Origin of the sequence: Pantoea sp. BS_8 (assembly GCF_041954965.1) — a bacterium.
Taxonomy (GTDB): domain Bacteria; phylum Pseudomonadota; class Gammaproteobacteria; order Enterobacterales; family Enterobacteriaceae; genus Pantoea; species Pantoea stewartii.
Genome location: NZ_JAVAXU010000006.1, coordinates 36,790 through 48,946, shown reverse-complemented (window position 1 = coordinate 48,946; position 12,157 = coordinate 36,790). Strand labels below are relative to the sequence as shown.

Below are 12,157 nucleotides of genomic sequence, written 5' to 3'. Positions count from 1 at the left end.
CATCTGTGAAGTTATTTCAGCCCTTCAGGAGAAATTTCAGGTGCGGGCGGCAAGGGTAAAGAAAGGCGGAAACAGGCCCCGCCTTCCGGGCGATTTTCCGCCCAGATCTGACCGCCGTGACTCTCAATGATGGTTTTACAAATGGCCAGCCCCAGTCCGACGCCAGGCACGGCCGACTCTTTGTCGCCACGCGAAAACTTATCAAAAATGCGGGTCATGTCCTGTTCCGCGATGCCCGGACCGCCATCCCAGACGGCAATTTCCAGGCGGGCATGATCACACCAGGCGCGGATCCCGCGCGGCACGCAGTTACCGGCGTATTTGAGGCTGTTTTCGATCAGGTTGGTAAACACCCGCTCCAGCAAGGTGCTGTCTCCCTTAATCAGGACGATATCCGCAGGCAGATCGAGTTCGACCGCCTTTCCTTTCAGCGACGGTGCCATGCTACTGAGCGCCCCGCCGATCACCTCTTCGAGAGCCAGCCACTCTTCCCGTAAATTCAGACCGCCGGACTGAATACGCGCCATATCCAGCATATTGCTGACCAGACGAATCGTGCTCAGGGTCTGTTCGCGAATCTGGCTGGCCTGGGGCACATACTTTGAATTATCACTGGCCAGGTCGAGCATCAGCATTTCCGCCTGACCAAACAGCACGGTTAAGGGCGTGCGTAAATCGTGAGACAGCGCCGACAACAGGGCATTGCGTAACTGTTCACGCTCGGCGGCCAGCCGCGAAGCTGCTTCACTCTGCGACAGCGCCAGACGTTCCAGCGCGTTCGCAATCAGGACGGTGAAGGTTTCTAACAGCCGCTGCTGTTCGGGAATCATCAGCTGGCGCACGTTTTCTGGCTCGACGACCAGCAGCCCGCGACAGGATTCTCCTACCTTCAGCGGCAGAATCTGATAGGGCACGGCCGGTAACGTGTCTGTGCCTGCGCCGGCTGGCTGACCTTTGCTGTAGCTCCATTTGGCGATAGCCCAGTCCGGTTCATTTCCCGGCAGCGCGTTGCCCAGGGTTTGCAGCTCGCCCTGCTCATCCGGCAGCAGCAGCAGGGATCGGGCCTGCAATGTGGCGTCGAGCACGCGCTGACTGGTGGCCGCGATATCCTCGGGTGTCAGACCGCTGCCCAACGATTTAGCCATTTCATACAGTTGCCGGGTGCGCTGTTCGCGATAACGCGCGACGCGCGCCTGGTAGCGCACGCCCGCCGTCAGGTTACCCACGATCACGCCGACCGCCAGCATTACGCCAAAGGTCACCAGGTACTGTAAATCGGAGACGGCAATCGTGCCTTTCGGTGCCACAAAAAACAGATCAAAGGCAATGATGTTGATGACTGTGGCGATCACGGATGGCCATCGGCCATAACGCAGGGCCACGATCACCACCGCCAGCAGGTAGATCATCACGCAGTTGGCCGGATCAAAGCTGATCAGCACCGATTGTCCGGCGGCGGTGACCAGAATACACAGCACCAGCGCCATCATGACGCCGCGCAACTGCATGCGCCATTTGTCGCTGTTAACCCGGTCGCTGGCTAAGGGATGCGGCGCATCCTGCATGGGCTCATTGAGTGCCACTACCAGCAAATCCAGATCCGGGCCCAGTTGCCCCAGCCGCTCAGCAAAACTGTCGCGTCGCCAGCGTCGCACGGGACGCCGTCCGGTCACAATCTTGCCCAGATCGTGTTCCCGCGCGTAGCGCAGCACCGCCTGAGCGTCGTCGGGATCGGAGAGCGTTGCCGTTTCCGCGCCCATCTCCTGCGCCAGTTTGAGCGTCCGCAAAATGGCGCGGCGACGGGCCTCCGGTAAGCGGTTGAGGCGCGGCGTTTCAACATAGACAGCATGCCATTCGCTGCCGAGCCGGGCGGCCAGCCGTGCCGCCGTACGAACCAGTTTCTCGCTGCCCGTATCGTCTCCGATACAGAGCAAAATCGCGTCGCGCGTGTGCCAGACCTTGTCCCGTCCCTGGCTGTCGCGCCAGGCGCGCATCTGGTCGTCTACCCGATCGGCCGTGCGGCGCAGTGCCAGCTCACGAAGCGCAAACAGGTTGCCTTTGCGGAAGAAATTTTCGATGGCCCGCTCGGCGCGATCGCCAATGTAGACCTTGCCCTCTTTCAGGCGTTGCCGGAGATCATCAGGCGGCAGATCCACCAGCACCACTTCATCGGCGCTGTCAAAAAACGGGTCTGGTACGGTTTCACGCACCTGAATGCCGGTAACGCCGCCGACCACATCATTCAGGCTTTCCAGGTGCTGAACGTTCACTGTGGTCAGCACATCGATGCCCGCATCCAGCAGTTCTTCAATATCCTGCCAGCGTTTGGGATGTCGCGAGCCTTTCACGTTGGTATGAGCCAGTTCATCCATCAGGATGACCGCCGGATGACGTGCCAGCGCGGCATCCAGATCGAATTCAGCATGGCGGGATCGGCCGGTAGCGCGACGCGGCAGCACCACCAGTCCGTTAAGAAGCTGGGCCGTTTCCGGCCGCTCGTGGGTTTCCACCACGCCGACCAGCACGTCGAGTCCCTGGGCACGGAGCCGCTGCGCCTCCTGCAGCATGGCGTAGGTTTTCCCTACCCCCGCACAGGCACCAAAATAGATCTTGAGCTTACCGCGATGGCTGTCACTGTTGGCCTGTAACAGCGCATCCGGATCGGGGCGCAGCGGTTCGTGATTCATAGCGTCCTTTTACTTATTTAAGATCGTTCAGCGCCAGATTGAGTTGCAGCACATTCACCGTGGGTTCGCCGATAAATGGGAGCAGCGGACGTTGGGTCAGGCTGTCCACCAGCGCATCCACTTTCGCCAGCGGCAACTGACGGGCCGCCGCCACGCGCGGTGCCTGCCACAGTGCTGCCTGTGGCGAAATCTCTGGATCAAGCCCACTGGCTGAACTGGTCACCAGATCCACCGGCACCGGCCCATTGGCCTGCGGATTGGCTGCACGTAACGCGGCAACGCGTTCAGCCACCGCTTTGTCGAGTGCCGGATTACTCGCGGCCAGGTTACTGCCACTGGATGCCAGGGGATTATACGGTTTGTCGCCGGTGGCAGAAGGACGGCCCCAAAACTCGCCAGGCTGGCTAAAAGCCTGCCCAATCAATGCAGAGCCCCGTTCTTCACCTTCTACCTTTAACAGCGATCCGTTAGCCTGCCAGGGAAACAGCCACTGCGCCAACCCGGTCGTGAGCAAAGGATAAACTACGCCACATACAACCGTTAGCAGCAGCAGCAGAAAAATTGCCGGACGTAACTGACTCATTTTATTCTCCTCAGGCCATACCAAACAGCACAAGCAACATATCGATCGCTTTGATACCGATAAACGGCACCAGCAGTCCACCTAATCCATAAATCAGCAAATTACGGCGCAGCAGTGATGCGGCGCTTAATGGCCGGTAGCTCACGCCTTTTAAGGCCAGCGGAATCAGGAAGACGATTACCAGGGCATTAAAAATCACTGCCGACAGAATCGCGGAGGACGGTGAGTGCAGCTCCATCACGTTGAGCATATTGAGCTGAGGATACGTAGCCGCAAACGCCGCCGGAATAATGGCGAAGTATTTGGCTACGTCGTTGGCGATACTGAACGTGGTTAACGATCCGCGCGTCATCAACATCTGTTTACCGATATGGACCACTTCCAGCAGCTTGGTCGGGTTGGAATCCAGATCGACCATGTTGCCTGCCTCTTTTGCGGCCTGCGTCCCCGAGTTCATCGCGACCGCGACATCGGCCTGCGCCAGCGCAGGCGCATCGTTGGTGCCGTCGCCGGTCATCGCCACCAGGCGGCCTTCGGCCTGATACTGACGGATCAGCGCCAGTTTGGCTTCGGGTGTCGCTTCCGACAAAAAGTCATCCACGCCCGCTTCGGCTGCAATCGCGGCGGCGGTCAGCGGGTTATCACCGGTAATCATCACGGTTTTAATGCCCATTTTGCGCAGTTCGGCAAAGCGCTCTTTGATCCCGCCCTTGACGATATCTTTCAGCGCGACCACGCCCAGCACTTTCGGGCCTTCAGCGACCACCAGCGGGGTGCCGCCCGCACGGGCAACCTCTTCCACCCGGGCGTTTACTTCTGCCGGGAACGCACCGTGACTGGCTTCAATATGACGGCGCACCGCATCGACCGCCCCTTTACGAATCAGGCGGTTCTGCACGTTCACACCGCTCATGCGCGTCTGGGCTGAGAAGGGAATAAAACTGGCTCCCATGCTGCTCAGGTCCCGCTCACGCAGATTAAATTTTTGCTTCGCCAGGACCACGATACTGCGACCTTCCGGCGTTTCATCCGCCAGCGAGGCCAACTGGGCGGCATCGGCAAGCTGTTCTTCTGTGACGCCGGGGGCCGGTAAAAACTGGGTCGCCTGGCGGTTACCCAGTGTGATGGTGCCGGTTTTGTCCAGCATCAGCACGTCCACATCCCCGGCCGCTTCGACAGCACGACCACTGGTGGCAATCACGTTTGCCCCCAGCATTCGGCTCATCCCCGCAACGCCGATGGCGGAGAGTAAACCACCAATCGTGGTAGGGATCAGGCACACCAGTAACGCAACCAGCACGGTGATGGTCACCGGCGTACCGCCCCAGGCGGAGAACGGCCACAGCGTGACGGTAGCTAACAGAAACACAATCGTCAGGGACACCAGCAGAATCGTCAGGGCGATTTCATTGGGCGTTTTACGGCGCTGTGCGCCTTCCACCATCGCGATCATGCGATCCAGGAAGGTTTCGCCGGGGTTTGCACTGCAGGTGATGACCAGCCAGTCGGACAGAATACGCGTCCCGCCGGTTACCGAGGCAAAGTCACCGCCCGATTCACGAATCACCGGCGCGGATTCCCCGGTGATGGCACTTTCATCAACCGATGCGCCCCCTTCGACCACCTCACCATCGCACGGGATAACGTCACCCGCTTCCACTAATACCGCATCCCCTTTGCGCAGCTCATCGGCCGCAATCTGCTGCCATTTTGCTCCGTAATGCGCAGCCGACAGTTTTTTCGCAAAGCTGGTTTTTTTGACGCCTTTCAGGCTGTTCGCCTGGGCTTTACTGCGCCCTTCGGCCAGCGCTTCTGCCATGTTCGCAAACAGCACGGTAAACCACAGCCAGACAGACACCGCGCCGGTAAAACTGGCGCTGCCGGTCTGATAGCCAGTAGACATCAGCACCGCCAGTACCGTGGTCAGGAGACTGCCCAGGTAGACGACAAACATCACCGGATTACGAAACTGAACGCGTGGGTCGAGTTTTTTCACGGCATCGATTGCTGAAGTGCGCAAGAGCGCTGCGTCAAACACCTGTTGTTGACGACTCATGATTAATGTCCCTGAATAAGTTGCAGATGCTCGGCTACCGGACCCAGAGCCAGAGCGGGGATAAAGGTCAGTGCGCCCACCAGCAGGACGGTGCCCACCAACAACGCGATAAACAGCGGACCATGCGTTGGCAGCGTCCCGTTACCGACCGGCTGAATTTTTTTACCGGCCATAGAACCGGCAATCGCCATTACCGGCAGGATGATGCCAAAGCGCCCCAGGAACATGCAGATGGCCAGCAAAACGTTCCAGAACGGCGTGTTCGCGCTCAGACCTGCAAAGGCACTGCCGTTGTTGTTGGCGGCCGACGATACGGCGTATAACACTTCACTGAAGCCGTGGATGCCTGGGTTAGCCATACCGGCCCGGCCAGCGTCGGTCATCATGGCGATGGCTGTACCGATCAGCACCAGCGCGGGCGTCACCAGAATGGCGAGGGCGGTCATTTTCATTTCCCAGACTTCGATTTTTTTGCCGAGAAACTCGGGAGTACGGCCAATCATCAGTCCGGCGATAAACACCGCCAGCAACACGAACAGCAACATCCCATACAGGCCCGCACCGACACCGCCGAAGATCACTTCGCCCAGTTGCATCAGCAACATAGGTACCATGCCGCCCAGGGCCGTGAACGAGTCATGCATCGCATTCACCGCACCACAGGACGCGGCGGTCGTGATAACCGCAAACAGGCTGGAATTGAGAATGCCAAAGCGCGTTTCTTTTCCTTCCATATTGATGGCGCTGTCCGCGCCCAGCGTCAGGAAGTGCGGATTCCCGTTCACTTCCGCCCACATCACGAAGGCCGCCGCCACAACAAACATCAGCGTCATTGACCACAGCAGCATGTTGCCCTGACGACGGTCTTTCACACATTCGCCAAAGGCAAAGCACAGCGCGGCCGGTAGCAGGAAGATACTGAGCATCTGCACGAAGTTGGTCAGCGCGGTGGGGTTTTCAAACGGGTGAGCAGAGTTCGCGTTAAAAAAGCCGCCGCCGTTGGTGCCCAGCATTTTGATGGCTTCCTGCGAGGCCACCGGGCCCATTGCCAGCGTTTGCTGCGCCCCATCCAGGCCGGTAATCGTCTGATAAGGCAGGACGTTCTGAATGCTGCCCTGGCTGACAAAAAACAGCGCCATCAGCAGACTGACGGGCAATAACACGTAAAGCGTCACGCGCGTCAGATCGCGCCAGGCGTTACCCAGGGTTGCAATCGAGCGATTCGCAAAGCCCCGAATCAGGGCAAAGGCGACAGCGATACCGGTCGCGGCAGAGAAAAAGTTCTGCACGGTCAGGCCCACCATCTGGCTGAAATAGCTCAGGGTGCTCTCGCCTGAATAAGCTTGCCAGTTGGTGTTAGTGACGAAGCTAATCGCGGTGTTAAGCGCCAGATCCCAGCTCAAGGCCGGAAAGTGTTGTGGATTGAGCGGGAGCTTGTCCTGAAGCAGCAGTATAGCCATCAGGAGGATCAGGCCGAAAAGGTTGAATAGCACAATGGCCAGCAGGTATTGCGGCCAGCGCATATCGCCTTGCTGTACCCCGGCGACGCGCCAAAACAGCGCTTCGGCACGGGTAAAAAGGGGTTTGTCCGCCACCAGCGCTGCCAGACCACGTCCCAGCGGCTGTGCCAACACCATCAGCACCAGCAGATACACCGCGATCAGTAAAAATGCATTGGCCGCCATCAGAAGGCCTCCGCATTCAACAGGGCATACACTAAATAGCCCAGCAACAACACGACCAGCACAATGCCGGTTATCACGCCTGCACTCACAGCAACCTCCAGAGGTTTGGATTTGCTGAATAGCTTGCGCTGAGTTACATAAAGAAAGGGTTAAAAAGCACTGGCACGCTGTAAAAAAGGTATAAAAATGGCGACGTTGGCTCAGGCAACGTCCAGCAACCAGACCCGGTTGAGGTCGATCGTTGGCCAGGCCGCGAGACTCTCCGAGCAGACAATGCTGTCCGTGCAAAAACTGTCCCCCAGATCGACCACTTCTGGTCTGACGGGGCGCTTAGCGTGCAACGACCAGAAAACATGTACGCGCGGCTTCTGAAGCGATTGTTCGCCCGCCTTGACCACCAGTGCAATACGTCCCGATGCCAGCCGCACCAGCGACCCCACCGGATACAGACCGATTGTCGTAACGAACGCATGCAGCAGCGTTGTGTCAAAATGCCCGCGCCAGGCCAGCATCGACTGTAAAGCCTGTGCGGGTGTCCAGCCCTCGCGGTAAGGACGCGTTGAGGTCAGGGCATCGTACACATCACAAATGGTGGCCATACGGGAATAGACGCTAATCTCATGGCCTTTATGGCGGTAGGGATAACCGCTGCCGTCATATTTTTCATGATGATGCAGGGCAATATCGACCAGGTCATCCCCTGCGTTCGCTTCCATCAGCATCTGTGCACCCGCTATCGGATGCTCGCACATGATGGCAAACTCGTCGTCGCTCAGCTTATCCGGTTTATTCAGGATACTGAGCGGTACGGCCGCTTTGCCAATGTCATGTAGCAACCCTCCCATGCCAACGCGCTGAAGTTGATGCGCATCCAGGCCGAGCTTTTTACCCAGGGCGATCATCAAGCCGCAGACCGCCATGGAGTGCAGGTAGGTGTAATTATCGTGATCTTTCAGTTGTGCCACGCGCAGAAGTGCGCTGGGCTCGCGCTCAATCGAACCGGCTATTTTATCCACAATATCAATCATACTGCTCAGATCGAGGCCGCAACCCATTCGCGCTTCGTTAAACAGCGCCAGGACCTTGATTTTGCCTTGTTCAAACAGCTGCTGTGCCTGTTCACGTTCCTGCGTAAAGGGAGCCTGCTGGCAGGGTGCGGTATGGACTGGCTCAGGAGGTGGTGATGAAATCGATTTCTCTTCATCAATCCATAACCGCTGAATACCTTCACGACGGAACATCGCAACCTGCTGCGGATCGGTGATCAGCATCTGATTACGAATACGTTTGTCTTTAAACCACCAGACCTCAAGTTTGTGGACGAACATGCCCGTTTTCAGTTCGTCGATCGTTATTAGTTTTATCACAATCGCCCTCCAGAGCATCAGTGGGTGATACCGTCATATCGGCAGGCGATGGGTTTTATGCAGGGCATTTTGTGCGAACTGTGGCACAGAACAACGTTTAAACATGTTGCGCGACTTTTGACCTTAACGCCGCGCGCAAAAACGGGCAATGCGCGGTCGTTACGCCACGTTGAGCAGTTTGGCCATCATCACCACATCATGAAGTTTACCTTCACGTAAGGATGCCTGACGACGCACCCCTTCGCGCTCAAAACCCAGCCTTTCATACAGCGCCAGCGCCCGATGATTGTCATGAAACACCTCAAGCTCCATGCGGGTGATGCCCAGCCAGTTACGTGCATAATCCATTGCCGTGCGGATCAACAGCTCGCCAATGCCGCGCCCTGAGAACGCCGGATTGACACCGATGCCGAAGCTGATGCAGTGACGCGTACGCGGATTATGATTTGTAAACAAGGTCAGCTCACCAACCATTTCGCCGTCTACTTCGGCAACAAAATTGATGAAGCCCTCGGCATCCATTTTTGCGAATTTCTTTTCCCAGGTGGCGACGCTGGGAAAAGGCAATTGCAGCGTCCAGGGGAAAACCGCCGGATGGCCGTATAGACGTTGGTAAGCCGCTGCATCATGTGGTTCACGGCCGCGCAGAGTGATATCCATAGAGAATCCTTTTTTTTAATCGGGCGTACACATGCACTAAGCTGTAATTCTTATCGAACGGAAAGAGTAACTGTATGTTGTATCGTCGTTTCGAACGTTTTATCAATATTTTTCAGGATGCCCCCACCGATATGCCGCCCTCACGGGTCTGGCCTTTTTATTTTTACTACCTGCGCCAGGTGTGGCCAAGCTTCGCCGCACTGCTGGTGGTGGGGCTGGTGGGCGCGCTCATTGAGGTGGCGCTGTTCAGTTATCTGAGCCGCATCATTGATCTGGTTAACCATTCCACCCCGGCTACGCTGTTTCACGATAACTGGCCAACCTTACTCTGGATGGGCTGCGTCGCCCTGATACTGCGGCCGGTGTTTATTGCGCTGCACGATATGCTGGTTCACCAGAGCATTAATCCCGGCATGACCAGCATGATTCGCTGGCAGCACCACAACTACGTTCTGCGTCAGAGCATGAATTTTTTCCAGAACGATTTTGCGGGCCGGATTGCGCAGCGCATTTTGCAAACCGGCAACTCGCTCCGCGATTCTGCGGTGCAGTTGGTCGATGCCATCTGGCATGTGCTGATCTACGCCGCGACGGCGCTGGTGCTGTTCGCCGAAGCGGACTGGCGTTTGATGATTCCGCTCATTATCTGGATTGTGCTTTACAGCGCGGCGCTGCGCTATTTTGTGCCGCGCGTAAAGGCCCGTTCCGTGGTGTCCTCAGAAGCGCGCTCGAAACTCATGGGCACGATTGTGGATGGTTACACCAATATCGCTACCATCAAGCTGTTCGCCCATAGCGACCTGGAGCGGCAGTACGCACGTGAGGCGATTCAGGAGCAGACAGACAAAACGCAGCAGGCTAACCGCATGGTAACCAGCATGGATTTGACGCTGTCGACGCTCAACGGCGTTCTGATTGTCGCCACGTCCGGCCTGGCGCTGTGGCTGTGGAGCGCATCGCTGATTAGCGTCGGTGCCATTGCCCTGGCGACCGGCCTGGTTATCCGTCTGGTTAATATGTCCGGTTGGGTGATGTGGGTGGTGAACGGCATTTTTGAAAATATCGGCATGGTGCAGGACGGACTGAACACCATTTCCCAACCGCTTAGCGTGCAGGATGCGCCCCAGGCGAAACAGCTCAGAGTGACGCAGGGGGAGATTCGCTTCGACAACATCCGTTTTAACTATGGTGGCGAGCGGCAGGTGATTAATGGCCTGAACCTGACCATTAAACCGGGGGAAAAGATTGGCCTGATTGGACCTTCCGGTGCCGGAAAATCAACGCTGGTCAATCTGCTGTTGCGTCTTTACGACCTGAACGGCGGGCGCATCCTGATTGACGGTCAGTGTATTGCCGACGTGACGCAGGAAAGCCTGCGCAGCCAGATTGGCATGATCACCCAGGATACCTCGCTGCTGCACCGCTCTATCCGCGAAAATCTGCTCTATGGCCGGCCCCATGCCAGCGAGGAAGAACTGCAACTGGCTATCCGTCGCGCCCGCGCCGACGAATTTATCCCGCTGCTGTCGGATTCCCAGGGCCGGACAGGGCTGGATGCGCATGTCGGTGAGCGCGGCGTAAAACTGTCTGGCGGGCAGCGTCAGCGTATAGCCATTGCGCGCGTGTTGCTGAAAGACGCGCCGGTTCTGATCATGGATGAAGCCACTTCCGCCCTTGATTCAGAGGTGGAAGCGGCGATTCAGGAAAGCCTGGAGTCGTTGATGCAGGGTAAAACGGTGATTGCCATCGCTCACCGTCTGTCCACCATTGCAAAAATGGACCGGCTGGTGGTGCTGGAACACGGCCAGATTGTCGAAATCGGTAGCCACCAGGAACTGCTGGCACAAAATGGCCTGTATGCCCGGCTCTGGCAACACCAGACCGGCGGGTTTGTCGGGGCGGACTAGTCGCCGCGTCGGTAGGGCAAGGCGTCCCTGGCTTCTTCGGCCCACAGGTGAACGCCCTGCCGCTCCTGCTGCAAAAAATCGTCAACGGCGGCGCGCAGGCCGGGATGACACAGGTAGTGCCAGGAGTGGGTAATCTGCGGTTCAAAACCACGCACCAGCTTGTGTTCGCCCTGCGCGCCCGCATCGAAGCGTTGCAGGCCTTCGGCGATGGCGAAATCCATCCCCTGATAAAAACAGGTTTCGAAGTGAAGCTGGTTAAATTCCGCCAGGCAGCCCCAGTAGCGACCATACAGGCTTTCCCCGTCTTTAAGGTAAAAAGCCATCGCTGCGGGCTGCTGCTGCAAACGGGCAATGACGACGCGAATGTTTTCCGGCAGACGCGCGGCCAGTAAGCTAAAAAAGGCACGCGTCAGATAAGGACGCTGACCACGCACCGCGTACGTGTTGGCATAGCAGGTGTACACAAAATCCCATTGATCTTCACGCAGTTGATCGCCGCGATACCAGTCAAATTCAAAGCCGTTCAGGGCGACCTGCTCCCGTTCCTTGCGCAGCTGTTTGCGCTTGCGTGACATCAACGTATCCAGAAAGTCCTGGAAGTCGCGATAGCCGCGATTGTGCCAGTGATACTGGCAGCCCAGCCGCGCCAGCCAGTCGGGTTGTTCCGCCAGCAGCGCGTTAGCGTGAGAGTCGGTGAAATTGATATGCGCGCCACTCAACGCCTGGCGCTCCAGCCAGTCTGGCAGCCTCGACAGCAGTCGGATAGCGGCATCGGATTTGCCCAGCACGCGCGCGCCCGTTACCGGGCTGAAGGGAATGGCACCGAGCCATTTCGGATAGTAAGCGATACCGGCTCGCTGACAGGCATCGGCCCAGGCGTGATCGAACACGTATTCACCCTGTGAATGGCTTTTTTGGTAGCCGGGTAGCGCGGCGCAGAGTTCACCCTGCTCACGCCAGACCAGATGGGCTGGCTGCCAGCCCCTTTCCGGCCTGACGCTGCCGCTGTCTTCAAGGCTCAGCAAAAAGGCATGGCGTAAAAAAGGCTGATCATCAGGCAGCAGCGCATCCCATTCAGCGGCGGGAATGTCGGATAACGTGCTCAGGGTAAACAACGACATGCATAACTCCAGACGGCAAGCGGTGACGTTTCAGTCAAGCAGGTTTTACGTTACAGGGAAAGGGAGACGGCACGTAATGTTTGCCCTCCCC

At 57.6% G+C, this 12,157-nt stretch carries 9 protein-coding genes; 1 reads left to right on the top strand and 8 read right to left on the bottom strand.

The window, feature by feature from the left end; translation table 11 throughout:
• Positions 1-11: 11 nt before the first annotated feature.
• The 7 genes from kdpD to RAC65_RS12925 form a co-directional block, all read right to left on the bottom strand.
• A complete protein-coding gene (kdpD, locus tag RAC65_RS12955; protein WP_033738288.1) occupies positions 12-2,687 on the bottom strand; it encodes a two-component system sensor histidine kinase KdpD in 2,676 nt (891 codons plus the stop codon).
• 13 nt (positions 2,688-2,700) lie between these two features.
• The gene (kdpC, locus tag RAC65_RS12950; RefSeq protein ID WP_006121133.1) at positions 2,701-3,270 is read right to left on the bottom strand and encodes a potassium-transporting ATPase subunit KdpC; all 570 of its coding nucleotides are present in this window, start codon (positions 3,268-3,270) and stop codon (positions 2,701-2,703) included.
• Between the two features lie 10 nt (positions 3,271-3,280).
• Positions 3,281-5,326: a potassium-transporting ATPase subunit KdpB gene (kdpB, locus tag RAC65_RS12945; RefSeq protein ID WP_054632913.1), complete on the bottom strand. Its 2,046-nt coding sequence runs from the start codon at positions 5,324-5,326 to the stop codon at positions 3,281-3,283.
• Positions 5,327-5,328: 2 nt separating this feature from the next.
• Complete coding sequence (kdpA, locus tag RAC65_RS12940) at positions 5,329-7,011, bottom strand: potassium-transporting ATPase subunit KdpA (RefSeq protein ID WP_058701458.1); 1,683 nt, start codon at positions 7,009-7,011, stop codon at positions 5,329-5,331.
• The gene (gene kdpF / locus RAC65_RS12935; RefSeq protein ID WP_033738296.1) at positions 7,011-7,100 is read right to left on the bottom strand and encodes a K(+)-transporting ATPase subunit F; all 90 of its coding nucleotides are present in this window, start codon (positions 7,098-7,100) and stop codon (positions 7,011-7,013) included. Before kdpF ends, kdpA begins: the two co-directional genes overlap by 1 nt.
• A gap of 111 nt (positions 7,101-7,211) precedes the next feature.
• Positions 7,212-8,378, bottom strand: a complete 1,167-nt coding sequence (locus RAC65_RS12930; protein ID WP_039342807.1) for an HD-GYP domain-containing protein — start codon at positions 8,376-8,378, stop codon at positions 7,212-7,214.
• Positions 8,379-8,537: 159 nt separating this feature from the next.
• Positions 8,538-9,038, bottom strand: a complete 501-nt coding sequence (locus RAC65_RS12925; protein WP_006121137.1) for a GNAT family N-acetyltransferase — start codon at positions 9,036-9,038, stop codon at positions 8,538-8,540.
• Between the two features lie 74 nt (positions 9,039-9,112).
• Here RAC65_RS12925 and RAC65_RS12920 point away from each other — a divergent pair, with 74 nt between their 5' ends.
• Positions 9,113-10,945: an ABC transporter ATP-binding protein gene (locus RAC65_RS12920; protein ID WP_039342812.1), complete on the top strand. Its 1,833-nt coding sequence runs from the start codon at positions 9,113-9,115 to the stop codon at positions 10,943-10,945.
• Here the strand turns inward: RAC65_RS12920 and RAC65_RS12915 are convergent.
• The gene (locus RAC65_RS12915; protein ID WP_006121139.1) at positions 10,942-12,066 is read right to left on the bottom strand and encodes a GNAT family N-acetyltransferase; all 1,125 of its coding nucleotides are present in this window, start codon (positions 12,064-12,066) and stop codon (positions 10,942-10,944) included. The genes RAC65_RS12920 and RAC65_RS12915 overlap by 4 nt on opposite strands.
• Between the last annotated feature and the right edge of the window lie 91 nt (positions 12,067-12,157).